Source organism: Parundibacterium terreum, from assembly GCF_014636315.1.
GTDB classification, from domain to species: domain Bacteria; phylum Pseudomonadota; class Gammaproteobacteria; order Burkholderiales; family Burkholderiaceae_D; genus Undibacterium; species Undibacterium terreum.
Genome location: NZ_BMED01000002.1, coordinates 1,055,295 through 1,079,183 on the forward strand (window position 1 = coordinate 1,055,295; position 23,889 = coordinate 1,079,183).

Genomic DNA, 23,889 nt, shown 5'->3' on the forward strand with positions numbered 1-23,889 from the left:
CTCCTGGGAATGGATCATATCCCTAGTGGGCAATTTTTGCTGCTCGCAGGCGGCAGGAGCAGGACCAATCCCTCAAAAAGTGGAGATTTCTCCGTCACATCCAATAGATTCCCCATCTTCAATGGAATAAAAGCAAAGGCCCAAACCGTCAAAAATTGCCTGCGCGGCGAATGCGCCGCATGATTAAAATGAAAGACCGGATAAACGGGTAAAATACCGCTCCGCTTACCGGATTAGGCGCAAACTCCTGTTTCATTACCCGTCAGGACGAGGCCCCTGGTCCAGATCTAACCCACAGATTTTTGATGATGCTGCAAACACTGACTTTCTTCCGATTTTTTGCTCTTGCCTGCCTGGCGCTTGCTGCCGGCGGTGCCGGAAATGCGGCATTTGCCGCTAAAGCCAAGGCCGCCCCCGCAAGCAAGCAGCCCAAGAGCATGACGGTATATGCGGCAGGCGATATTGCCGAGTGCAAGAGCAAATCCGTGGCAGACTCGATGGCGAGCAAGACTGCAGCCCTGATACAGGCGGGACTGGACAAGGACAGCAAGGCATTAGCGCTCACCTTGGGCAACAATACGTATCCCGTGGGCACTCCGGAAGAATTCAGTCAGTGCTACGACGCCACCTGGGGCAAGTTCCTGCGTCGCACGCTGCCCTCTCCCGGCAACCATGACTATGCGATGCCGCTGGGACAAGGCTATTACAATTATTTCGACAATCCTGCCGATCTGGACAGGCGCGGCTACTACAGCAGCAATATAGGTAGCTGGCACATCGTTTCACTGAACAGCAATCTGAAGGACGGCGAATTCCAAGCGCAACTGAAATGGCTGCAGGAAGACCTGAAAAACAATAAGCGCTCTTGTACTTTGGCCTTTTGGCACCATCCTGTATACAGTTCCGGCGGCCGTGGAAATAATGCCGTCATGCTGCCGGCCTGGAGAATTCTGCAGGCGGCAAAAGCCGACCTGGTCTTGTCGGCGCATGACAATCATTACGAACGCTTTGCTCCGCAGGATGCGGCAGGCCAGCGCAATGATGCCGGCGGCATACGGGAATTTGTCGTCGGTACCGGTGGCGCCAAGCTGACGCCGCTCTTGCTGACAAAACCTAATAGCGAAGTGCGTGACAACGCCAGCTACGGCGTATTGAAATTGACCTTGAATGAGAAAAGCTATGAATGGGAGTTCCTGCCCATTGGCGGCCAGACTTTCAGCGACAAGGGCAGCGCCGCCTGCCACTAGGGGTGCTGTATTCGGCGCTCTTGGTAAAATACAAATATCAGGAAAATCGTATAAAGCCTATGTGAAATCGATGTTGGCAGGCAAGTTCGATTTTCAATATACTCAGGAACGGCTCGAAATTTTTCCCCTGCAATATCAATTTTGATATTGCAGAGTTTTCACGCGCCTGATGGGCGCACCCTAGGGGTCGTTATGCACATAGAAGAATCACTGAAGTTGGATTTCAAGGACGTATTAATACGCCCGAAACGCTCTACCCTCACCTCACGTTCCCAAGTGGAATTGCAACGTGAATTCGTATTCCACAACTCCGGCAAGAAATATAGCGGCATCCCCATTATAGCGGCCAATATGGATACGACCGGCACGCTGGAGATGGCTGCGGCCCTGGGCGAACATCAATTGTCGGTAGCGCTGCACAAGCACTATGACGAAGATACGCTGGTCAAGTATTTTTCTTCACTGAGCAACAAATCCACTGCCTTCTATTCGATGGGCATTACGCAATCCGATTATGAAAAATTTTCGGCAGTGATGACACGCGCGCAAAATGCGATTGAGTATGTGTGCATAGACGTGGCCAACGGCTATACCGAAGGCTTTATCCAGTTTGTAAAAAAAGTGCGCACTGCCTATCCACACCTGACCATCATGGCCGGCAATGTAGTGACCGGCGACATGACGGAAGAGCTGATACTGGCGGGCGCCGACATCGTCAAGGTCGGCATAGGGCCGGGCTCTGTATGCACCACGCGCAAGATGACCGGTGTCGGCTATCCGCAGTTATCTGCCGTGATTGAATGCGCCGACGCGGCGCATGGCCTGGGCGGCCAGATTTGTGCGGATGGCGGCTGTGTAGTACCCGGTGATCTGGCCAAAGCCTTTGGCGGCGGGGCCGACTTCATCATGCTGGGCGGCATGCTGGCCGGACATGATGAATGTGCAGGCGATCTGGTGGAGCGCGACGGCAAGCAGTACAAGAGCTTTTACGGCATGAGCAGCCGCGCGGCGATGGACAAGTACGCAGGTGGTGTTGCGAAATACCGCGCATCGGAAGGCAAGGAAGTACTGGTGCCCTACCGTGGCCCGGTCGCCAACAGCCTGCAGGATATCCTGGGCGGCGTGCGCTCAGCCTGTACCTATGTCGGCGCGCACAAGCTGAAAGAACTGACCAAGCGTACGACTTTTGTTCGCGTTACGCAGCAACTGAACGAAGTATTCGGTAAGTCCTGATACAGGCAAGCCAAGGTGCGGGGCGGTGATCCGCTTCGGCACCGTGGCTTTCAGCATAGCTCAAACCTGCACAATATCCTGCGCCAGTTTGCGCAATACATGTGCAGCAGCGGCCAAGCCAAAGGAAGCAGTAACCACCATGCTGGAGCCGTAGCCGGCGCAATTCAGGCCGGAAACACCCGCGGCATCGCCTGCACCGTCTTCAGCATTTTCTCCCTCTATCACGCATACCTCTTCCGCCGGCGGCATCTTCAGCGCCTCCATCGAGAACACTGCATCTATGCCGAACTTGCTTTTCGCGCCGCGCGGGAAACCGTGCTGCTGGCGCAGGCGCTTGCGCACCAGAGCCAGCAACGGCTCCTGTTCAGTACGCGACAGATCGCGGATTTCTATCTTGCCCGGATCCACCTGCCCGCCAGCGCCGCCTATCGTAATCAGCGGTATCGCATTTTTGCGGCAATAGGCGATCAATGCGGTCTTGGCCTTTACGCTGTCGATTGCATCGATCACATAATCGAAGCCATGCGCGCCTATCATCGCATCCAGGTTGTCGGCGGAAACGAAGTCCTCCACCTCCGTCACCTGGCAACGCGGGTTGATCAAAGCAATGCGCTCTGCCAGCGCAGTCACCTTGGCCTTGCCCACCGTTTCGCTGTTGGCCTGGATCTGCCGGTTGATATTGGATTCGGACACATTATCCAGGTCTATCATCGTGATACGGCCTACCGCGCTGCGAGCCAGCGCCTCCACCACCCAGGAGCCGACGCCGCCCACGCCTATCACGCAGACGTGCGCAGTCTGGAAGCGTGCAAAGGCGGCGTCGCCATACAGGCGGGCAATACCGCCAAAGCGGCGCTCAAAGTCCAGATCGGTATCGATATCAGGATGTTGCAGTGTTTGTTGCTGTTGTTGCATTTTTATCAGTCAAGGTTGGATCGGCCGGTTGCTCAGCCAGTTTTTCAGTCCGTTGTTCAGCCCGTATTCTACAAGAGAGCGCTGCTTTGATTTAGCGCAAGCAGCATTTGCCAGGATATTGGATAATTAGAACTCGTTTCATCAATAGGAGCGAGATGCGTTTGCCTTAAAAGCGGCGCTGGCAAGGCGTGCGAGGCGTCAATAGCGAGCTATTGACAACGAGCGCAACGCAGCCAGCGCCGCTTTTAAGGCAAACCCTCCGGGAACGGCCCATTTGGGCGCATTGCAGCGTTGTGCCGCTAGCAAAGACGGCCAGTCTTTGCGTCGCGACACGCCTTGCACTGCATCCCAAATGGACTCGTTCGCACTCGCTCCTATTGATGAAATGAGCTCTAGCCATCCACTTTCGCAAGAGGCATCATGAACACCCTATTCGCCAGCGCCCCGGGATTTGACCAGCCATTGGCAGTGTTAAAACATTGCCATGACAGGATACGCAAACAGCTATCCACATTGGAAAAACTGCCCCCGCATCTGGCGGCCTATGGTGCCGATGCCGATGCACAGCAGGCGGCTGCGGCGATCCGGCGCTATTTCAACCAGGCGGCGCCACTGCATCATGAAGATGAAGAGATGGATCTGCTGCCCATGCTGGAAGGGACCGCTAGGGATGAAGATGCAAAGCTGTTGAATGAACTGATGCCTGCCATTCTGAAAGAACATCTGCAGATGCACGCGATATGGCACAGGCTGGACAAGCAACTGGAAGCGATTGCGGCAGGCACGGCAGCGGCTTTGGATGAAAATGACGTACATCAATTCAATACCATGTACACGCAGCATATGGTCGTCGAAGAAAGCCATATTGCGCCTATGGCCAAGCGCCTGTTCAGTGATGCCCAGATGGGCAAGCTGGGCGACGCGATGCAGCATCGCCGCGGTATCAGCGCCTGATGAACAGAAGAAAATAAAAGGATAAAGAATGAGTTTGGCCGATTTACGCAAAGACTACAAGCAAGCGACGCTGTCTGAAACCGAAGTGGATAAAGATCCGGTATCACAGTTTGCGCGCTGGTTCGAGCAGGCAACGCAAGCCGATGTGCCGGAGCCAAATGCAATGAGCCTGGCAACCGCCGACCACAATGGCCGCCCTTCATCGCGTATCGTACTGATCAAGGAGTTCGACCAGCGCGGTTTTTGCTGGTTTACCAATTACGACAGCAAGAAGGGTGATGAACTGGCTGGCAACCCGTATGCCGCCTTGCTGTTTCATTGGGTGCAACTGGAGCGCCAGGTCAGGATAGAAGGCAAGGTGGAGCGGCTTACTGTGCAGGAGAGCGATGCCTATTTCAACAGCCGCCCGCTGGGCAGCAGGCAAAGCGCGCTGGCATCGGAGCAAAGCCGGCCAGTGCCAAACCGCGCAGCGCTGGAAGCGAAACTGGCCGAGGTCGTCGCTCAATACGGCGAACAGCCGCCACGTCCGGAACACTGGGGCGGCTACCGGCTGGTGCCGGACAGGCTGGAATTCTGGCAGGGCCGCAGTTCAAGGCTGCATGACCGCATCGTGTATACCCGCAATGCGGATGGCAGCTGGTCCCTGAGCCGCCTGCAGCCCTGATTTTTATTCCTGCAACACGGGCATCTCGCTTGACGCCCTGATCTTTTCCGCATACTGCAACAGGGCCTGCATGCCAGGCTCCTTGCGCGGCCAGACCAGACCCACGCCATCATCAATATAACGCGGCAACACATGCAGATGGCAATGCGGCACGGTCTGCCAGCCAGCTAACTCATTGGCCTGCAGGATGGTCATGCCGTCAGGCTGGAATTGCGCCTGTACCGCCCTGGCAATCATCCTGGCTGCGCGCATCATTGCCACTGCAGTCTCTTCATCCGTTTCCATCAGCGTGACATAGGGCTTCCTGGTGGCGACCAGCACATGGCCGGGGTTTAATTGTCCGGCATCCATGAAGGCAAACACGTGTTCATCTTCATAGACCTTGGCGCAAGGCAATTCACCGCGGATGATGCGCTCGAAAACGGTTGGACGCAGGCGCATCATGCCACCAGCTTCCCGGCAAAATACTTCCTGGCCTTCTCCACCTTAGGCGCAACCACTAGAGCGCAGTAGCGCTGCTGGCTGTTCATCTTGAAATAATTTTGGTGATAGTCTTCCGCCGGATAAAAAATGGGAGCGGCGCTCAATTCGGTCACAATGGGATCGTCCCACAGCTTTGCCATCTCACCCATCATCTGAAGAGCCATCGCCTGCTGCTCCACTGTATGAAAATAAACGACGGAACGATATTGCGAGCCTATGTCATTGCCCTGGCGATCCAGCGTCGTCGGGTCGTGGATAGTAAAAAATATCTTCAGCAATTCCCTGTAACTGATAATGCTGGGATCAAAATGCAGGCGTATCACTTCCGCATGGCCGGTATCGCCTTCGCACACTTGTTCATAACTGGGGTCCGGGGTATCTCCACCTGTATAGCCGGGCTCCACACTTTTCACTCCGCGTATCTGCTGAAATACGGCCTCGGTGCACCAAAAGCAGCCGCCTCCCAATGTCGCCAACTCTGTTGCCATTGCATCACTCCTTGTTGATTTTCTACACTCACTGCGGCAAATTCCCATGGCAGAGCGAGCTCTGCCTTTGCCGTTCCTGCTAACAGGCAATCAGGGGTAGACCACCACCTGCTTGCCGGTTTCCAGTTTCCTGGCCTCCAAAAACTGCACTACTGAATCAACCGTCACCGTATCGATGTGACCCGCCATGCGCCGGTCAAAAGGCTGGTCGTCAAAGGCTACATTGGCCTTGAACATACGCGCGCCCAGCCTCGTCAGCGCGGGAATTTCTATCGTGCTGGCGTGATAGCCGGTCATCTTCAGCCAGGCCTGTGCCTGGCTGCGGCTGGCTATGTCGGCATCCTTTGCACTTGCTGCCGCCAACATTTCCAAGACCCACTGATTGGAATTCTGATAGCTGTCGGAAAACGGATAGGACAACATGTTGTAGCGCTGCGTATGCAGGCGCTTAGGTGCATCGCTGCCCAGCAAGCCAACCATCTTTTGCTGTACCGCCGGATCCGGCACTACCAGCAAAGTTTCAAACGCAAACATGTCGTCCATGAAAAAATTGCCCAGGCCCTCATTGAACAGTACAGACTCTGCCGTGCCGCACTGGTTCAGCTCATGCACGACTATCCAGCGCCCCGCCGGGTGATCGCGCCAGGCAATCCCCATATGCGAATAGCGCAGATGGTATTTGGACAAATCCTGTCCTACCCTGGCGATGAACGCGACCTGGGCGCCGCTGTCATCCAGCGCTTGCCGGGTTTTTAGCGCCAACTCCATCGCCTTCATCACGGTATTGGCATTGGGCTGATAGGGTTCGCAAGACCTGCCCGCATGGCTGGCAGCGGAAACCGCCAGCAACAGCGATGCGGCAAGAAATGAGCGTACGAGGGCGGCGGCTTTCATGGCGGCTTACACCCTGGATTGATGGAACAGGCTGGCGCCGACCTGGTTCGGGATAAAGGCCAGCGCCTGCCCCGACACCATCAGCATCGTGCCGGTGGACATGGCAACGGTTTCCACGACGGTGCCGGCCGCCAGCGAAGCGCCGCCCAGCACAGTGCCGGTAAATTTGAGTGAAGCCTTGCCTGCCTCGGAAGCGCCCCTGAAGACGATGACAACGCCGTCGGCGACTTTTTCTACGCTCTCGATCACCACAGTGCCCGACGCAGCGACCACGGACATGGTGCCGCCCACCACCACAAAGGTGGACAAGCCCGAAGCCTGGCAGGAAGCGCAATCATTGGCCTGGGCATTGCCTGCCATAAAGCTTGCGAACAGGCAGGCCGCCAGGACTTGTTTGCCGTACTTGCCATAAATGCCAAGAGCGTCGGAGTTACCGGAAGTAACGATAGCGTGTCTCATTTTTGTCTCTCCTTTGATGAAGATAGGCAGGAGCCTTATCTCTGGAGCGCATTATCAGAGCACATCGGCATGTGATCAATAACTACACAAATAGTCGCAACTGGAGTCTCTTGGTGTATCATTTTTTAATACTTTTTTACAATCCCGGGAATTCTTCATGCCAAAAGCCTCTAATCTTGTGGATGTCCTGAAGCGCGAACTGAAGGCGCGGGACATCACTTATGCGGATCTTGCCGCCCGCATTGACATGTCGGAAGCCAGTGTCAAAAGGATGTTTTCGCAGAAAAATTTCACGCTGCAAAGGTTGGACGAAATCCTGCAGGCAACCGAAATCAGCCTGCGCGACCTGGCGCTGACCACCAATGAAGAAACCCTGATCTCGGAACTGACCTATGACCAGGAAAAGGAAATCATCAGCGATCCGAAGAAATTCATCGTCTCTGTTTCTGTGCTGAACCTGCTCACGGTAGAGCAGATCATCAAGATCTATGACATCAGCGAGGTCGAAGTCGTGCGCCACCTGTTGCGGCTGGACAAGATAGGTTTTCTGGAGCTGTTGCCGAATAACCGGGTCAAGCTACTGGTATCGCGCACTTTCCGCTGGATACCGAACGGCCCCATACAAAGCAGCTTCCGTGACCAGGCCTATGCGGAATACCTGGAATCCAATTTCGATGGCGAACATGAGCTGATGCGCCTGATCAATGTGATGCTTTCCAGGCAATCTGTTGCTGCTTTGCTAAATCGCCTGAAACAGGTCGCCCGTGAATTTTCGGAACAGCACCAGGAAGATTCCAAACTGCCGTTTGAAGAAAAGCACAGGATCAGCTTCATGCTGGCCGCCCGCCCTTGGCTGCCGAAGCAGTTCAAGGACCTGGTGCGCAAGGACTACATCGACAAATACACCGAAAACAAGGCGAAAAGACTGTAATTCCCCCGAAACAGGTTTGCCCGGCTGCCGGTCATTGCATTTATTGACACAAACATGCTGCAAGAAAGGCAAACCTGCTGTTGCAGAATTCCTCAATGAATTCATCTACTTAGCCACTCCGGAGCCCGGAACAGAGCTGTTTTCGGGTAAAATGCGCGCATGCAGAATATTCACGACGACGCCGTCAATCAGAACGACGATGAACATGCTTTACAGTCTTTTTTCAAACCCGGTATCTCCCCCGATGATGTAGCCCAGGTATTCCACCTCAAGCGCGCGCAGCCGCTGCTGCAGGCTTTCACTGCGCTTTTCCACGGCGGTTTCAATGGCGTCTTGATGCGCCTGCTGGTGCTGCGCGAACTGGCGGCGGATGTGCAATCGCCATCGCTGACGCGCGCCGATATCAATACCAAACTCGGCTATATGGAAGCAGACAGCCTGGAGACGGTATTGTCGCGCCTGCGTTCCACCGGTTTGCTGATCTGGGATGCAACCCAGTCCGTGTACCGCATCTCGCCCATCGCTCGCAATGTGCTGGCGGCAATAGAGAGCCTGCTGCAAGTCAACGAGCAGGAAGACCAGGCCGAAATGAGCTATATGCTGAGCCAGGTCGCCGGTGCACAGGCAGTCGGTGGCGTCTCGGTGGAGCAATTGCATCACTTGCTGGGCCGCCTGATCGAACTCACCGAAGAATTCAGCGATGCGATCGCATCCGGTTCCGAATTCCAGTTGCGCGCCGCGCAGCAAAAATGGCATACCGCTTGCGACTGGGTGGAAAAAGGTTCTGAAATCATCCACGCGATTACCAACGACAGCCGGGCCGACTCTGCCACGCACAAGGCTGCGCAGGCGATAGGCCGGGCGCAAAGTGCACTGTTGAACATGCAGGGCATGTTCTCACGCGCATTGAACCAGATTGAGCGCCAGCGCGTGCACCTGGGCCAATCCGGCTTGTCCACCACCGATATCAAGACCTGGCTGTTGCAACAGGATGACCTGGCTGCCCTGGCGACAGACGCCATGTCCAACCCGATCACGCCACTGTTCATCACCCCGTCAGAAATGATAGACGTGGCAGAAAGCGAACTGCTGGCCACTCGCGTTTCTGCGGTGCTGGGCAGCCTGCCCGCAGGTGAAAATGCACCGGAAATAGAAAAAGACGACCAGGATGCCTTGCTGGAGCTGGATACCTGGCTGAGCGTGCTGACCAGCACCGATGCCCGTGACAAGCCGGCTTCGCTGCAGGACGTGCTGCTGCCCGCCAGTTTCGCGATTGCTTCTTACCGTGCCTCGTTGTTGCCCTTGCTGGGCGACGCCAACGAGTCGGCCTTGCAGGGCGCAACCGCCGACCTGGCTCGCCTGCCGCTGGTATTTTCCAGCAAGGACAAGATGCAGAAGGTCAAGGACGACCATGTCGCCGCGATCTCGGTGGCAACGCTGACGGCGATAGACCCGAAGCAAGTGCATGCGCCAGCCAAGCCCGCAAAAACAGGCAAAACCAAGGCCTCCAAGGCGACTCTCAGTGAGGCAGCAGAACCTGCGACGGCAACAGAAAATAATGACAGCGGCAAACAAGCCGCCGATGAAAGTGTAGAGCAAGACTATGAATGAAGATTCCCAGATCCTGATTGCGCGCCTGCTTGCGCATCAAACCCTGCGCCGCGAAGACAAGCTGGTGAAGCGTGCGCTGTCCGATGAATTGTTCCGCGCCGAGGTGGATGCCCGCCTGCTGGCTTGCGGCATGAAGTTTATGGACAACGTCTATGCGGACCATGTGACGCTGGCTTTTACCCGCGATACAGAGCCGAAGATTTTCGGCGTCAAGGATACCTGGCAAAACAATAATTTTGGCCTGGCACGCGACGGCGTCGCCTTGCTGGTGGTGCTGTGGGCCTTGATCATTCTGCCCAAGCGCGAACGGCAAGAAGCGCATCAGCTGGCAGAAGAAAACCAGAACGATATGTTCGGCAAGGAAAAACCAATGCCGCGCGCCGAGGACACGTCCATCGGCATTTCTTACCGCACGCTGCTGGCCGATTTCGGCGACAAACTGGGCAAGAAAACCCGCATGGACATGAACCTGGGCCAATTGGCACGCTTCGGCTTCATCGAACGCAAAGGCGAATTCATCACCGAAGGCCCCTTGCTGGATTTGTTGATGGATACCGATACGCTGAAAGACAGGATCATCAACGGCGCACTGGCGGACATCTTCCATATCCCCGTGCCGCGAACTGGCGCCGTGATTGCAACGCCCGAAGTTGCACATCAGGTTGCGCCTCAAGTAGCACCTCAAGTTGTTCCAGAACCTGTTCCTGAACCTGCTTCCGAAATCGTGGATGCAGGAAGCATTACAGGCAGCGCCGCGGTAGAAGAATAAGCGTAGCCACAGAGACAAAATAACCAAGGTACTGCGGCAAAGACAATATCAGCGCGGCAGCCTCCAGGAAAAAGAAATCAATCATGTTTCACATCAAATCCTTAGAACTCGTCCACTGGGACTACTGGCAGCGCATCAAGAACATCCCGCTGGATGCGAAGATCATTACGATCGCCGGCCAGAACGGTTCCGGCAAGACGACGCTGCTGGATGCCTTGCGCACGCTGTTCGGGCTGGAATGCTCAATGGGTCGCTCCTACAAGCACTATGCGCGCCACTCCGGCCAGCAGACTGCGTGGATACGCGCAGTGGTGGACAACAGCGCGGTAGGGCCGCAGATCTCGAACCGCCCTTTCCGCTTGTCCGGCCTGTATGAAGATGAAGTGACGCTGTTTTGCCAGATACAGAAAAACGGCGGCGACTGGAAGCGCCACTACCTGATGCGCAGCGGCGTAGTCGAGATTGAAGATGTGCAGGAAGCCAATGACTGGCTGGGCGTGGAAACCTACCGCAAGCGCCTGTCGCATGCCGGCCTGTCCAGCGCGATGGGCAAGGTACTGGCACTGGAACAGGGCGAAACCGACAAGCTGTGCGAATATGCGCCGCGCCAGTTGCTGGATCTGGTGTTCCAGGTGTTCGGCGACAAGGAAGTGCTGGATGCCTATGATGACGCGAAGCGCCATCAGCGCGATACGGAAACCGAACTGCAGCGTTTTGAGACCGAGCTGGAAGGCGCAAAGACCAATCTGGAAGGCCTGCGCCTGCGCGTAGCCAACTACCACCAGTGGGAAAGCCTGAACAAGGAAAAACGCGATCTGCAGGAAGAAATCCTGCCGACGCTGCAATACCATGAGTCCCTGGAAAAAGCGGCAGCAATCAGCCACGCGATACGCGGCACCAAGCGCTCTTTGCAAACGCAGGACGCCGCATTGTCTGAAAAGCGTAACGAGCTGGCGCAAAAGGCGCAGCAGCTCAGCAATGCACAGCAACACGAAGCCTCGCTGGAAACAGAAGAATCGCAACTGCGCGAGCGCCTGCAGCAGATCAACAGCAAGCTGAAACCGCAAGAAAGCCTGCTGGAGCAAAAAGCCCGCCTGCAAAAACTGGCGGCAGAAGCCGATGCCGACGTTGCCAATGTTGCAGAAGACCTGGAAAAGAAAGAAGAAGAGCTGTCGCGCCTGAAGCAGGAACGCGACACCCTCAGCACCCGCATCAGCGCCGACCAGGCCACCATCTCTGCACTGCAGGGCAAGGCCGCATTGCCGGATCCGGAAAACGTCAGGACCATGCGCCGCGCGCTAAGCGATGCCGGCATTGCACACACGATGCTGCCGGAAATCGTTGAAGTAACCGAAGCCAAATGGCAGGGTGCTGTTGAAGGCGTGCTGCGCGGATTTACCTCGGTGATCTTGCTGGACAAGGCTTCCGATGCATCGGCCGCCTACCGCGTCGGCGAGAAACAGCGCTACGGCCATTTCATCGTGCCGGACCGCGTCAGCGCTCCTGTCGTCAAGGACCAGAGCCTGTTGTCGGTTGTCAGCTTCAGCGCGCCCGCACCGGGTTGGCTGATAGAGCAATTGCAGCGCATACAGATGGTGGAATCCATTGATGCAGGCATCAAGCTGAAGGCGCAGGAATGGATTACGCCAGACGCCTACCATGGCGAAAGACGCGGCGGCCGCTCGCTGTTCGTGGAAGCTGCACGCTACCGCTTCGGCAATGCCGGCCGTTCGCAAAGGCTGGAAGCGCTGCAAAGGGCCATGCCGCGCCTGCAGTCTCAGGAAGACCAGTTGACGATGAAGATCAGCAGACTTGCCGGTGAAATCAGCACGCTGAAAACCCGCCTGGCCGGTGTCGATGCAGCCAAGGAACTGAACGCGCGCCATCCAGAATTTGAAGAAGCCACACGCAATGCGCAACCGTTGAAGCAGCAGCGCATCGAAGTAGGCAGCAGGCTGGGCGAGATCGCGCCTTTGCTGAAATCGGCTACCGAGCAGCGTTCCATCAGCCACGTCAAATGGGAGCAGGCCAAGGCTTCTATCGCCGATGCTGAAGCGGCATTGCGCGGTTCAGAAAAGCGCCATGCAGAAGAACGCAAATCGCATTTTGAAACCTTGCAAAACATGCGCCAGACCTGGCATACGCTGCCGACGAACTGGAAGCGCAGCAAGCACAGGCAGGAACTGGTTGATGAGCACGAAAACGCGCATCAGATTGAACTGCGCATACGCAGCCTGGGTAATAACCTGGCGCGCGATGACTGGGAGACTGACTCTACCGTGGTGGACCAGTATGTGCGCCTGAATGCACTGCTGCAAGGCCGCCAGGCGGAAACCGATGATCGCCGCTACCAGAACAACCGCGCGATGGAAGCCACGATCAATGCCCGCGCCGCCTACATGGACAGGCTGCGCTTTACGATCAAATCGTATAGCCGCAACATCAAGCAATTGGGCGAGTTGGCCGGCATCGAAGTACACACCGACCCGGTCAAGCTGGAAAACGACGACATCCAGTTGGCGCAAGCCGGCCTGCATGTGCGCTTCAAGTTTGACGGCAAGGGACCTATCGGCATGAACGATGGTGAAGCTTCCGGCGGCCAGCAAGTGATGAAGTCATTAATACTGCTGATAGGCTTGCTGAAGTCGGAAGACGGCTCCGGCGGCTTTGTGTTCATCGATGAACCTTTTGCCCACTTGGATATCCGCAACATCCAGCTGGTTGGCGAATTCCTGAAGAACACCGACGCGCAATACCTGATGACGACGCCGTTGACGCACAATACCGACGTCTACGATCCTTCAGAATTGACGCTGATCACCAGCAAAAAGAAAAAGGACACGGAATGGGCGCAGCCTATCTTCGTGCTGCAGCGCAAGGTGGAAAAACAGAAGGAACGCGCTTAGCCCGCATAGGACTTACATATAAACCACTTATGCAATAGAAAAAGCCGGGCTTTGTCCCGGCTTTTTGTTTTTCCGGCATCCGCCATTCAGCGCAGTCCAGCCCCTGTCTGCCCACGTCCTTGCTTCTGATTTTGTTACCGAGTGTAAATATTTTTCGGTTTGCGCTGCACTACAGGCAAAGTACCGACAACTTAGCCCGTCTTTCCAGGCGGTGTGCTCCGGCTTAAAAAATTGACATTAAAGTTCATATTCAAAGCCGGGCTTTTTCTATCCATGAAAGATGACGCCCATTCAGGAGGGGACACATGAATGAGTTTCGACTCAGCAGCAATAAGCTGGCGAACACAGCTATCGCCAAATCCGCCTACAGCATTATCTACTGCACAGTCATGGCCCTGGGGGCCATCACCCTGAGCGCATGCGGAGGTGGCGGTTCAGCAGCGCCCGGCACAGGAACAACAGCGCCGCCGGCCACAACCCCGACAACACCTACCACGCCAGATGCACCGTCAACACCGGGCACCAGCACCTACGGCAGCATCCTGAAAGCGGACCTGGGCGTCGGCGCCAGCCTGCATGGCGCTATCCCCTTCCCGTCCGATAATGCATGGAATCTGAATATTTCTTCGGCGCCGGTAGATCCCGCGTCCAACGCAATCATCGCCAGCATAGGCTTGAATACCGGCCTGCATCCCGATTTCGGTTCGGGCCTGTATGCAGGCGCACCTATAGGCATCCCCTACACTGTGGTTGATTCCACGCAAGCCAAAGTGGCGGTCAACTTCCAGGCCTATGGCGATGAAAGCGATGCCGGCCCTTACCCTATCCCGGCAAATGCGCCCATAGAAGGCCAGCCCAGCAACGGCGCGGCCTTTAGCGGCGACCGCCATGTGCTGGTGCTGGATCGCAGCGCCAACCGCCTGTATGAACTGTACAACGCGATCCCGAATGCCGATGGTAGCTGGAAGGCCGATAGCGGCGCAGTATTCCACCTGGATTCAAACAATGTGCGCCCAACAGCCAAGGCCGGCTGGACCAGCGCCGATGCGGCGGGCTTGCCTATCTTTCCCGGGCTGGCACGCTATGATGAGGTAGCTGCCGGCGTGATCGCGCATGCACTGCGCTTTACGGTACAAAGGAGCCGCAACGCTTACGTGCCGCCAGCCACGCATGCAGCGTCCAGCAGCACTGATGCCAGCTTGCCGCCTATGGGCATGCGGGTGCGCCTGAAAGCCGGCTATGCGATTCCGGCCAGCTTCAGCAACGACACCAAGGTCATACTGCAGGCATTGAAAACCTATGGGATGATCGTTGCCGACAACGGATCAAATTGGTACATCAGCGGAGCGCCGGATGCGCGCTGGAACAATGACAAGCTGGTCAGCGAACTGGGCAGCGTGCGTGGCTCCAATTTTGAGGTGGTGCGGATGGATGGGCTGGTAACGCCATAGGCTGCCAGCAGCGGACTCGATCCAGGAAGTACTTGGAAGATGTTTCAACATGAGCGTGGCTAGGAGTAGCGACGAAGACAGTACGCCTACGGCAATGAGCGGCAAGGAGCGACAACAACGCCACGGTCATGTTGAAACGTCTTCTTAGTCGATAAACTGGTCCCAGACTATCTTGATCAGCTTATCTTCCTTGAAGCACAGGCTGGCGCCGCTCTGCTTCTCTTCGTACACGTATTCATAGCAATCGTCATTCAGGTAGCTGGGCTGCCCCAGCACCGATTTGACTTTGGCGGTATTGCTGCCGAGATCCAGGCCGCGCGGTATCTTCCATTGCCCGCCGCTGAGGCTGACTTGCGACAGATAGAATTTACGGGGGTTGGTGACCGGATAATTCATTTCCAGCTCCAGGCCGTCCAGCCGCATTTGCCTGGTCACGCCCTTGGCATCATTGCTTTCGCCGCCGGACTCGCTGGTGACCGTGAATCGCGATTTTCCGCAAACGCCTTTCGGCAGATCGCAAGCCTTAAGCACCTGCAGCGCCCCCTTTGAAACAAAATCCTTTGCGGTGGAACTGAGCTTGGGTACCTCATCTGCAGCGGCTGCCAGGGACAGTCCTGTGAATAGCAAGGCAATAGCAAATCGGATTTTGTTCGGCATGGCTGGCTCGCAGAATTCAGGATTTGGCTTGCAAAAAATCGGGCTTCCTTGATTTTGTCACAAGATACTTGAAAAGTCTGAATTGTATCTCCAATTGCCCAGGAGTAAATGTTTAGTCTTGTAACGACAACACTAAATTACTAGTCTTTGCAATTTCAGCTTTTGGCCTGCCTCTGGAATTCAGCCAGTTCCTTATACTCTTGCTGCAGCTTGCGCGGTATCGCCAGGAAGATGGGACGCAAGCGCGCATACACCGCGACATTGTCCGCCACGGGCACGTGTTTATGCGTCGCGCCTACCATCGCCGAAATTTCATCCAGTGAACTGATCTTCCCCAGCGCAAACAGGCCCAGCACCGCGGCGCCCAGGCAGGAAGATTCCACGCTTTCCGGCACCACCACTTCGCGGTCGAAAATATCCGCCATCATTTGCCTCCACAAGGCCGACTTGGCAAATCCACCGGTTGCCATCATCTGCTGGGTAGGGCCTATCAGTTTTTCCACTTCCGGCAAGATACTGTAAAGATTGAAGATCACGCCTTCCAGCGCAGCCCGTATCATGTGCGGCTTGCCATGGTGGCTGGCCAGTCCAAAATAAGAACCTCGCAGATCGGCGTTCCACAAGGGCGCCCGCTCGCCCGCCAGATAAGGATGGAACAAGAGTCCCTCTGCGCCCGGCGAAACTGCGGCGGCGATCCGCGTCAGCGCTTCGTAAGGGTCAAGGCCCGCTTGGCGCGCCTGTTCCGCTTCAGCCGTAGCCAGTTCATCGCGTACCCATTTGAAGATATTGCCGCCGTTGTTCACAGGGCCGCCGATGACCCAGTGCTTGTCGGTCAGCGCATAGCAAAAGGTACTGCCGGAAGGGCTGGTCACCGGATGATCAACCACGGTACGCATTGCGCCTGAAGTACCTATCGTGACAGCCACCTGCCCCGGCTGTATCGCATTGACCCCAAGATTGGACAGAACGCCATCATTCGCGCCGAGCACAAACGGCGTGTCTGGAGACAGGCCCAGTTGCCCGGCGACGTCTGCCGCCAAACCCTGTATATGATGCGTGGTAGGTACCAGTGTGGACAACTGATGCGCGGCCACGCCTGCCAGTTCCAACGCATCCTGGTCCCAGTCCAGTTGCTGCAGGTTGAACAGGCCGGTGGCTGATGCGATCGAATAATCCACCATCCACTGGCCGAGCAGTTTGAAGAACACGTACTCCTTGACGCCGACAAAGCGTGCCGCACGGCCAAACAAATCTGCGTGCTCATGGCGCAGCCAGACCAGCTTGCACAGCGGAGACATAGGATGAATGGGCGTGCCGGTGCGCAGATAGATGTCGTGCCCACCCATTTCGTCGCGTACGCGGTTTGCCCAGGCACTGGCGCGGTTATCGGCCCAGGTGATGCTGTTGCTGAGCAGGTTTCCCTCTGCATCCACCAGTATCAGGCTATGCATGGCCGCACTGAAAGACACCAGGCTGATCTCTTCCGCGCCGGCCCCGGCCAGCTTCACCGCCTGCTGTATCGTGGACAGCACTGCAGCATAGATCTGCACCGGATCTTGCTCCGCCATGCCGGGTATGTCGCCTATCAGCGGATACTCGACCGCATGCTGGGCCACTATTGCACCGGCGTGGGTGAACAGTACTGCCTTGGTACTCGTGGTGCCGATATCCACACCCAGCATGTAGTCAGCCATGATTATTCCTTGCTACCTTATCCATCACTTTTCATCGCTTTTTATCACTTAATACGCCACCCTCAAATCACAGCATTGAGCAGCATGATAAATACAATTGCGACTACCGAGATGATGGTCTCCATCGCACTCCAGGTCTTGAAAGTTTCACTGATGCTCATGTTGAAATACTCTTTCACCAGCCAGAAGCCGGCATCGTTCACGTGCGAGAAAATCAGCGAGCCGGCACCGGTTGCCAGCACCAGCAATTCTCGGTTGGTGCCGGGTATCAGGGTCACCAGCGGTGCCACAATCCCCGCACCGGTAATCGTCGCTACGGTTGCCGAGCCGGTTGCTATACGGATCACACCGGCCACCAGCCATGCCAGCAACAGGGGCGAAATCTGCGCATGCACCGCCATCTGCCCGATTGCCGTACCTACGCCGCTATTGACCAGCATTTGCTTGAAGCCGCCGCCGGCGCCAATGATCAGCACGATAGCCGCTGTCGGCGCCAGGCTTTGGTCAAAGAAACGCAGTACCTGCTGCCTGGTGAAGCCACGCGCCGTGCCGAAAGTATACATGGACAGCAATACCGCAGCGAGCAGGGCAACGATAGGATTGCCGATGAAATCCATCAGCACCCGGATGTGGTGGCCGTCAGGCAGATTGACGTCGACGAAGGTTTTTAGCAGCATCAGGAATACCGGCAGTAATACGGTCACCAGCGTGATGCCGAAACCCGGCAATTCCTTGTCGGACGACTGGTGCGCCAACTGCCCCAGCAACTGATCGGAAGGATTGACCAGCACATATTTGGAAATGAAGGAGCCAAACAGCGGACCTGCAATCACGACTGTCGGAAAGCCTATGATCAGGCCGTAGAAAATAGTTTTACCGATATCGGCTCCGAAGATCCCTATCGCCAGCAGCGGGCCGGGATGCGGCGGCACCAGGCCATGCATGACAGACAGGCTGGCCAACATGGGAATGCCGACCTTGAGCATGGAAACACCGGCGCGGCGGGCAACGATGAAGACCAGCGGCACCAGCAATACAAAGCCGATTTCAAAAAACAGAGGGATGCCCACCAGGAAGGCACCCAGCATCATTGCCCAGTGCACTTTTTCCTTGCCGAAGGCGCGTACCAGCGTCTGCGCAATCTGGTCCGCGCCGCCGGATTCCGCCATCATCTTGCCCAGCATAGTGCCGAGGCCGAGAACGACGCCGACAAAACCCAGCACACCGCCAAAACCATCCTGGAAGGATTTGACGATCTGCGGCAAGGGCATGCCGCAGATCAGGCCCAAAAATCCGGACGTGATCGTCAGCGCGATAAAAGGATGGATGCGCATGCGCGTAATCATGAGGATCAAGACAATGACTGCAATGAATGCATTCAGTAATAGCGTAGCTTCTGGACTGAGGCCGAACATGGGACTGTCTCCTGTTTGTAGGGGCGGACAAGCTCCTGCAGAAATGTCCTCAGGAGCAAGCCGACAAAAATCACTCTCTACGTAGTGTTGTATTTTAAGTGTTGTATTTTCTTGTACACGCTCAACGGTCCGAATACCGCGCGCGGTTTTTAAAGCGATGCCGGCGTTAAAGATAATTCAGTGTATCCGGGCATACTACCGTACAGATTCAATGATAGCGCTAACATTACGCACCAATGATAACGCTAACATTTTTAAGCTGTCAAACATTTTCATACGCTGCTATGCAGCATAAACCGGCATTTAGCATAAGGAACAGTGTGCCCAGGCAAGCTTCGCGTAGTATGATGCAAGAGAAATCGCAGGCAGCAACAGAGTATCGAGCAGGCCTGGTCAAAACCATCACATCCGCATGACTAAGAAAAACACCGCCTCCATCAAGCCCCAGCCAGTCAAAGCCAGCCGCGCTACTGGCCGCGTTACGATTACCGATGTTGCCCAGGAAGCCGGTGTCAGCGCCATGACGGTGTCGCGTGCGTTGAAAACACCAACACTGGTGCAGAAAGAGGCGCATGCCCGCATCAGCGCTGCAATCAAGAAACTGGGCTATGTACCCAACCAGGCCGCCAGTACGCTGGCCTCCGCCAAATCCAATGTCATCGCCGTCATCGTGCCGTCGCTGACCAATATGGTGTTCATCGATACCTTGACCGGCATACGCGATTGCCTGGGGCAGGCCGGCTACCAGTTCCTGATCGGTGAGACCGGCTATTCGCCGGACAGGGAAACGCAGCTGATATCCACCTATATGCGGCATGCGCCGGACGGTTTCCTGCTCACCGGCGTGGAGCAGCAGGAAGAAGCAAGGCTGCAACTGGCGGCCAACCATATTCCAGCGGTAAGGATGTTTGACCTCAGCCCCAGCAGCCGCGATATGACGGTAGGCTTCTCGCAAAAAAAGGCTGGCTACGCGATCGCGCAGCATATGGTGGCGCAGGGCTACAAGCGTCCAGGCTTCCTTGCCGCGCAACTCGATCCACGCGTGATGAAACGGCGCGAAGGTTTCCGCAAAGGTTTGATGGAAGCGGGCCTGGACCCGAACGTGGAAGTCATGCTGCCGTCGCCGACCAATGTGGCAATGGGCGCCAGCCTGCTGTCCAGCCTGCTGCAGCAATACCCGGATTGCGATGCCATATTCTGCTGCAACGATGACCTGGCGCTGGGCGCCTTGTTTGAATGCCAGCGGCGTGGGCTGAAAGTGCCACAGCAAATGGCGATCGCCGGTTTCAATGACCTGCCATGGGCTGCCTGCGCATCACCGGCGATTACCGCCATCGTGACCCCGCGCTACCAGGTAGGCTACCAGGCAGCACAAATGCTGGTGCAGGTACTGAAAGGCGAAGAACCTGCCAAAACCCGCATCGACCTGGGCTTCGAACTTGCAGTGCGCGAGAGTACTTGAACCGGATCTATACGCGTCCATCGTAGACAGCTCCCACCCAGGCGCCATCTATCGCAAAACCCGGCAATCTCTGCTATCGTCCTGTGCTTTCAGGCAATTTATCTGCCGTTTACCCCACTCTGTTGATAGCCGCCATTGCGTGATCCGCTGCTGCGGTATGATTTAGGAATAATCCCATGCGCTTGTTTCCGCGTTTTCTTGTGCAATTTTTACGCATTTCTACTCCGGTACTGCTTATGACACTGACCGCCCTCCCCTCCCATGCAGAAAAGCTCAGCATAGAAAACATTTACGGGAGTACCAGCCTGGCCGGCCCTGCGCCGCGCGGCCTGAAGGTATCGCCTGATGGCGCCCGTGTGACTTTCCTGCGCGGACGGGAGAACGACCAGTTCCAGTTGGATCTGTGGGAATTCAACGTGCATGACAAGAGCACCCGCATGCTGGTCGATTCCAAGCTATTGCAGGCAAATGAGGAATTGTCCGACCAGGAAAAGGCACGCCGTGAACGCGAGCGTACTGCCGGCCTGCGCGGCATCATCAGCTATAGCTGGTCGCCGGACGGCAAGCAGATCCTGGTACCGCTGGCCGGCGACCTCTACCTGATAGATCTGGCGCATACGGACAAGGCGCGCAAGATCGCCTCCGGCAATGTACTGGATGCAAAGATATCTCCAAAAGGCCGCTATGTGTCTTTTGTGCGCGACCAGAATCTGTTTGTATTCAACCTGGCCTCCGGCAAGGAAAGCCAGTTGACCAAGGACGGCGGCGGCACGATACATAACGCGGAAGCGGAGTTTGTCGCGCAGGAAGAAATGGCGCAAACCAGCGGCTACTGGTGGGCCCCGGACGATAGCCAGATTGCTTTCAAGCGCTTCGACGAAAGCCAGGTTCCGAACGTCAAGCGCTTTGAAATCTATGCCAACCATACCGAAGTCATAGAGCAGCGCTATCCATATGCGGGCGCCGCCAATGTGCAGGTGGCGCTGGCCGTCGTCAGCCCCGACAGCGGAGCGATACGCCAGATCGACCTGGGCGCAGAAAAAGACATCTACCTGGTGCGCGCTGACTGGATGAACGACGCAAAGCACCTGACCTACCAGCGCCAGTCGCGCGACCAGAAACAGCTTGACCTGGTCGCCGTTGATGTAACCAACCTGCAGCAGCAGACGCTGATCAGCGAGACCTCCAGGACCTGGGTTGCGGTACTGGACAAGCCCTACTTCCTTGAGCACGGCAAATCCTTTATCTGGACCTCAGAGCGCAGCGGCCGCAAGCACCTGTACCTGTATGACTTGCAAGGCAAATTGCTGCATGCGATATCCAAAGGCGAATGGGGCATAGACAACCTGCTGGCAGTGGATGAAAAATCCGGCCTGGCTTATGTGGCCTCCAATCGCGATGCAGTGACCGACAAGCAGGTGTATGCGCTGGCGCTGGACGGCAGCAAGGCCGAGCAACCGAAGCGCATCACGCAGGCCGATGGCTGGCATGACATCCAGTTTTCCAGGCAAGCCAATGTCTTTATCGATACCTGGTCCAATCCGGATACACCGCCGCAAGTCAGCCTGCGCAATGCCGACGGCAGCATGCTGACCTGGATAGAACACAATGAGCTGAACAGCCAGCATCCCTATGCGAAGTTCCGAGACGCCCATGTGCCGACTGAGTTCGGCACGCTGACAGCGGAAGATGGGCAAACCCTGCACTATTCGCTGCGCAAGCCGCTCAATTTCGATGCCGGCAAGCGTTACCCGGTATTTCTGGTCGTCTATGGCGGACCGGGCGCGCAGACGGTGGAGCGCAAATGGGGCAGCCTGTTCGATCAATACATGGCGCAACAAGGCTACGTGGTCTTCAGGCTGGACAATCGCGGCTCGGCCCGACGCGAACGCCGCTTCACCGATGTCATCTATGGTGAGCTGGGCCGCCACGAAGTGGCCGATCAGGTAGCCGGCATAGACTGGCTCGCGAAGCAAAGTTTTGTTGATGCCAAGCGCATAGGCGTCTTCGGCTGGAGCTATGGCGGCTTCATGAGCCTGCGCCTGCTGTCTGCCGCATCGGACAAGATCGCTGCCGGCGTGTCGGTAGCGCCGGTCACTGACTGGGGCCTGTACGACAGCCATTACACCGAGCAATTCATCCGCCACCCGAAAGAAAACGCCGCCGGTTACCAGCAAAGCAATGTGTTTGCACATCTGGGCGGCTTGCGTTCACCACTGCTGCTAGTACATGGCATGGCTGATGACAATGTCTTGTTCAGCAATTCAACCCAATTGATAGACGGCCTGACTTCGCGCGGCATCCTGTTTGACCTGATGACTTATCCGGGTGCCAAGCATGGCATTTCCGGCCCGGCCAATCAAAAGCATGTGTATCGCACGATAGAGGCTTTCTTCAAGCGGCAACTGGCACCCAAGCCATAAATATTGCCTCCTGGTTGTGCAAAAAAACATGGCCGCCGGCATACCTGCCCGTGGCCATTTTTGTTTTCTTTGAAACAATATTTACTCCCCGGCTAACAAATTCCTCGCCGTCTTCACCCCGCAATCAGGCTTTTCTCGCTCCCCACCCCATCCAGCGCCGGCTTATAGGCTATTTCACATCGTTTTGTCGCCCGTATAACGCCTGTAGTGCTAAAAAACCGCTAAAATCATCGACTTAGTAAATTTAGCAAACTTAGTTGCTGCACAATTGCTGCACAAAATACCTAGCCCGAAAGATACGATGCTTACATTTCAACAAATCATCCTGAAACTACAAGAATACTGGGACGCGCAGGGTTGCGCCTTGTTGCAACCGTATGACATGGAAGTCGGCGCAGGCACCTCTCATACCGGCACCTTCTTGCGTGCGATAGGCCCAGAGCCATGGCGTGCTGCCTATGTGCAGCCTTCACGCCGCCCCAAGGATGGCCGCTACGGCGAAAACCCTAACCGCCTGCAACACTATTACCAGTACCAGGTCGTGCTGAAACCGGCGCCGGAAAACATCCTGGACCTGTATCTGGGTTCGCTGGAAGCGCTGGGCCTGGACCTGAAACAGAATGATGTGCGTTTTGTCGAAGACGACTGGGAAAACCCGACGCTGGGCGCCTGGGGCCTGGGCTGGGAAGTCTGGCTGAACGGCATGGAGGTGACACAGTTCACCTACTTCCAGCAAGTCGGCGGCCTCGATTGCAAGCCTGTGCTGGGTGAAATCACCTATGGCCTGGAAAGGCTGGCGATGTATCTGCAAGGCGTGGAAAACGTGTACGACCTGGTCTGGACAGAGCGCGAAGAAAATGGCGTAGTAACACGCATCAGCTACGGCGACGTTTTCCATCAAAACGAGGTTGAACAATCGACCTTCAATTTTGAATATGCAAACACCGATTTCTTGTTCTCGTTATTCGGCAACTATGAAGCGGAAGCCAAGCGCCTGCTGGAAGTGCCGCTGGCGTTGCCTGCCTACGAGCAAATCCTGAAAGCCGGCCATACCTTCAATTTGCTGGATGCACGCGGCGCCATTTCCGTCACAGAGCGTGCCGCCTACATAGGCCGCATCCGCAACCTGTCACGCGCGGTAGCCAGTGCCTATTACGAATCGCGCGAGAAGCTGGGTTTCCCTATGCTGGCATCGGCGCCTGCGGCACCGGTAGTTGCCTAGGCTACCTGGGT

At 56.1% G+C, this 23,889-nt stretch carries 20 protein-coding genes; 12 read left to right on the forward strand and 8 right to left on the reverse strand.

Annotated features, from left to right (window positions below):
* Positions 1 to 305 precede the first annotated feature (305 nt).
* Both IEW12_RS13740 and IEW12_RS13745 read left to right on the forward strand, forming a co-directional pair.
* Positions 306 to 1,247, forward strand: coding sequence for a metallophosphoesterase family protein (locus tag IEW12_RS13740; protein WP_188566569.1), 942 nt, complete (start codon positions 306 to 308; stop codon positions 1,245 to 1,247).
* 192 nt (positions 1,248 to 1,439) lie between these two features.
* Positions 1,440 to 2,480: a GMP reductase gene (locus IEW12_RS13745; RefSeq protein ID WP_188566570.1), complete on the forward strand. Its 1,041-nt coding sequence runs from the start codon at positions 1,440 to 1,442 to the stop codon at positions 2,478 to 2,480.
* A 60-nt stretch (positions 2,481 to 2,540) separates the two neighbouring features.
* Here IEW12_RS13745 and tcdA read toward each other — a convergent pair whose 3' ends face one another.
* Positions 2,541 to 3,395 carry a tRNA cyclic N6-threonylcarbamoyladenosine(37) synthase TcdA gene (gene tcdA / locus IEW12_RS13750; RefSeq protein ID WP_188566571.1) on the reverse strand — a complete coding sequence of 285 codons (855 nt, stop codon included), beginning with the start codon at positions 3,393 to 3,395 and terminating at the stop codon, positions 2,541 to 2,543.
* 420 nt (positions 3,396 to 3,815) lie between these two features.
* Here tcdA and IEW12_RS13755 point away from each other — a divergent pair, with 420 nt between their 5' ends.
* Positions 3,816 to 4,349 carry a hemerythrin domain-containing protein gene (locus IEW12_RS13755; RefSeq protein ID WP_188566572.1) on the forward strand — a complete coding sequence of 178 codons (534 nt, stop codon included), beginning with the start codon at positions 3,816 to 3,818 and terminating at the stop codon, positions 4,347 to 4,349.
* Between the two features lie 28 nt (positions 4,350 to 4,377).
* Positions 4,378 to 5,013, forward strand: a complete 636-nt coding sequence (gene pdxH, locus IEW12_RS13760; protein WP_188566573.1) for a pyridoxamine 5'-phosphate oxidase — start codon at positions 4,378 to 4,380, stop codon at positions 5,011 to 5,013.
* Positions 5,014 to 5,016: 3 nt separating this feature from the next.
* Here the strand turns inward: pdxH and IEW12_RS13765 are convergent, their stop codons facing one another.
* The 4 genes from IEW12_RS13765 to IEW12_RS13780 all read right to left on the reverse strand — a co-directional run bounded on the left by IEW12_RS13765 (position 5,017) and on the right by IEW12_RS13780 (position 7,337).
* Positions 5,017 to 5,457: an HIT family protein gene (locus tag IEW12_RS13765; protein ID WP_188566574.1), complete on the reverse strand. Its 441-nt coding sequence runs from the start codon at positions 5,455 to 5,457 to the stop codon at positions 5,017 to 5,019.
* A complete protein-coding gene (gene msrA, locus IEW12_RS13770) occupies positions 5,454 to 5,984 on the reverse strand; it encodes a peptide-methionine (S)-S-oxide reductase MsrA (protein ID WP_188566575.1) in 531 nt (176 codons plus the stop codon). Before msrA ends, IEW12_RS13765 begins: the two co-directional genes overlap by 4 nt.
* Positions 5,985 to 6,074: 90 nt before the next feature.
* Entirely contained in the window at positions 6,075 to 6,878 is an 804-nt protein-coding gene (locus IEW12_RS13775; RefSeq protein ID WP_188566576.1) for a DUF2145 domain-containing protein, read from the reverse strand.
* Between the two features lie 6 nt (positions 6,879 to 6,884).
* A complete protein-coding gene (locus IEW12_RS13780) occupies positions 6,885 to 7,337 on the reverse strand; it encodes a hypothetical protein (RefSeq protein WP_188566577.1) in 453 nt (150 codons plus the stop codon).
* 157 nt (positions 7,338 to 7,494) lie between these two features.
* Between IEW12_RS13780 and IEW12_RS13785 the strand changes: the two genes are divergently transcribed.
* From IEW12_RS13785 to IEW12_RS13805, 5 genes are all read left to right on the forward strand, one after another.
* Positions 7,495 to 8,268 carry a helix-turn-helix domain-containing protein gene (locus IEW12_RS13785; RefSeq protein ID WP_188566578.1) on the forward strand — a complete coding sequence of 258 codons (774 nt, stop codon included), beginning with the start codon at positions 7,495 to 7,497 and terminating at the stop codon, positions 8,266 to 8,268.
* A 159-nt stretch (positions 8,269 to 8,427) separates the two neighbouring features.
* Positions 8,428 to 9,879 carry a hypothetical protein gene (locus IEW12_RS13790; protein WP_229751103.1) on the forward strand — a complete coding sequence of 484 codons (1,452 nt, stop codon included), beginning with the start codon at positions 8,428 to 8,430 and terminating at the stop codon, positions 9,877 to 9,879.
* Entirely contained in the window at positions 9,872 to 10,648 is a 777-nt protein-coding gene (locus IEW12_RS13795) for a hypothetical protein (protein ID WP_229751104.1), read from the forward strand. The genes IEW12_RS13790 and IEW12_RS13795 overlap by 8 nt, the downstream gene beginning before the upstream one ends.
* 83 nt (positions 10,649 to 10,731) lie before the next feature.
* Positions 10,732 to 13,554, forward strand: coding sequence for an ATP-binding protein (locus IEW12_RS13800; protein WP_188566579.1), 2,823 nt, complete (start codon positions 10,732 to 10,734; stop codon positions 13,552 to 13,554).
* Between the two features lie 305 nt (positions 13,555 to 13,859).
* A complete protein-coding gene (locus IEW12_RS13805) occupies positions 13,860 to 15,005 on the forward strand; it encodes a hypothetical protein (protein WP_188566580.1) in 1,146 nt (381 codons plus the stop codon).
* Between the two features lie 144 nt (positions 15,006 to 15,149).
* Here the strand turns inward: IEW12_RS13805 and IEW12_RS13810 are convergent, their stop codons facing one another.
* From IEW12_RS13810 to IEW12_RS13820, 3 genes are all read right to left on the reverse strand, one after another.
* Positions 15,150 to 15,662 (reverse strand): hypothetical protein, encoded by a 513-nt coding sequence (locus IEW12_RS13810; protein ID WP_188566581.1) that lies wholly within the window; start codon positions 15,660 to 15,662, stop codon positions 15,150 to 15,152.
* A gap of 155 nt (positions 15,663 to 15,817) precedes the next feature.
* Positions 15,818 to 17,356, reverse strand: a complete 1,539-nt coding sequence (gntK, locus tag IEW12_RS13815) for a gluconokinase (protein ID WP_188566582.1) — start codon at positions 17,354 to 17,356, stop codon at positions 15,818 to 15,820.
* 62 nt (positions 17,357 to 17,418) lie between these two features.
* On the reverse strand, positions 17,419 to 18,771 hold the full coding sequence (locus tag IEW12_RS13820) for a GntP family permease (protein WP_188566583.1): 1,353 nt from the start codon (positions 18,769 to 18,771) through the stop codon (positions 17,419 to 17,421).
* Positions 18,772 to 19,183: 412 nt separating this feature from the next.
* On the opposite strand from IEW12_RS13820, the gene gntR reads away from it, so the two are divergent.
* The 3 genes from gntR (at position 19,184) to glyQ (ending at position 23,878) form a co-directional block, all read left to right on the forward strand.
* Positions 19,184 to 20,233: an HTH-type transcriptional regulator GntR gene (gene gntR, locus IEW12_RS13825; protein WP_188566584.1), complete on the forward strand. Its 1,050-nt coding sequence runs from the start codon at positions 19,184 to 19,186 to the stop codon at positions 20,231 to 20,233.
* A gap of 236 nt (positions 20,234 to 20,469) precedes the next feature.
* Complete coding sequence (locus IEW12_RS13830) at positions 20,470 to 22,656, forward strand: S9 family peptidase (protein ID WP_188566585.1); 2,187 nt, start codon at positions 20,470 to 20,472, stop codon at positions 22,654 to 22,656.
* A 301-nt stretch (positions 22,657 to 22,957) separates the two neighbouring features.
* Complete coding sequence (gene glyQ / locus IEW12_RS13835; RefSeq protein WP_188566586.1) at positions 22,958 to 23,878, forward strand: glycine--tRNA ligase subunit alpha; 921 nt, start codon at positions 22,958 to 22,960, stop codon at positions 23,876 to 23,878.
* The last annotated feature ends 11 nt before the right edge of the window (positions 23,879 to 23,889 follow it).

Coding starts and splice junctions, on each gene's coding strand:
- IEW12_RS13765 (WP_188566574.1), bottom strand. CDS start 5,457: ATGATGCGCCTGCGTCCAACCGTTTTCGAGCGCATCATCCGCGGTGAA.
- IEW12_RS13775 (WP_188566576.1), bottom strand. CDS start 6,878: ATGAAAGCCGCCGCCCTCGTACGCTCATTTCTTGCCGCATCGCTGTTG.
- IEW12_RS13755 (WP_188566572.1), top strand. CDS start 3,816: ATGAACACCCTATTCGCCAGCGCCCCGGGATTTGACCAGCCATTGGCA.
- gntR (WP_188566584.1), top strand. CDS start 19,184: ATGACTAAGAAAAACACCGCCTCCATCAAGCCCCAGCCAGTCAAAGCC.
- IEW12_RS13830 (WP_188566585.1), top strand. CDS start 20,470: ATGACACTGACCGCCCTCCCCTCCCATGCAGAAAAGCTCAGCATAGAA.
- IEW12_RS13820 (WP_188566583.1), bottom strand. CDS start 18,771: ATGTTCGGCCTCAGTCCAGAAGCTACGCTATTACTGAATGCATTCATT.
- IEW12_RS13780 (WP_188566577.1), bottom strand. CDS start 7,337: ATGAGACACGCTATCGTTACTTCCGGTAACTCCGACGCTCTTGGCATT.
- msrA (WP_188566575.1), bottom strand. CDS start 5,984: ATGGCAACAGAGTTGGCGACATTGGGAGGCGGCTGCTTTTGGTGCACC.
- tcdA (WP_188566571.1), bottom strand. CDS start 3,395: ATGCAACAACAGCAACAAACACTGCAACATCCTGATATCGATACCGAT.
- gntK (WP_188566582.1), bottom strand. CDS start 17,356: ATGGCTGACTACATGCTGGGTGTGGATATCGGCACCACGAGTACCAAG.
- IEW12_RS13800 (WP_188566579.1), top strand. CDS start 10,732: ATGTTTCACATCAAATCCTTAGAACTCGTCCACTGGGACTACTGGCAG.
- IEW12_RS13745 (WP_188566570.1), top strand. CDS start 1,440: ATGCACATAGAAGAATCACTGAAGTTGGATTTCAAGGACGTATTAATA.
- glyQ (WP_188566586.1), top strand. CDS start 22,958: ATGCTTACATTTCAACAAATCATCCTGAAACTACAAGAATACTGGGAC.
- IEW12_RS13785 (WP_188566578.1), top strand. CDS start 7,495: ATGCCAAAAGCCTCTAATCTTGTGGATGTCCTGAAGCGCGAACTGAAG.
- IEW12_RS13795 (WP_229751104.1), top strand. CDS start 9,872: ATGAATGAAGATTCCCAGATCCTGATTGCGCGCCTGCTTGCGCATCAA.
- IEW12_RS13790 (WP_229751103.1), top strand. CDS start 8,428: ATGCAGAATATTCACGACGACGCCGTCAATCAGAACGACGATGAACAT.
- IEW12_RS13805 (WP_188566580.1), top strand. CDS start 13,860: ATGAATGAGTTTCGACTCAGCAGCAATAAGCTGGCGAACACAGCTATC.
- IEW12_RS13740 (WP_188566569.1), top strand. CDS start 306: ATGATGCTGCAAACACTGACTTTCTTCCGATTTTTTGCTCTTGCCTGC.
- pdxH (WP_188566573.1), top strand. CDS start 4,378: ATGAGTTTGGCCGATTTACGCAAAGACTACAAGCAAGCGACGCTGTCT.
- IEW12_RS13810 (WP_188566581.1), bottom strand. CDS start 15,662: ATGCCGAACAAAATCCGATTTGCTATTGCCTTGCTATTCACAGGACTG.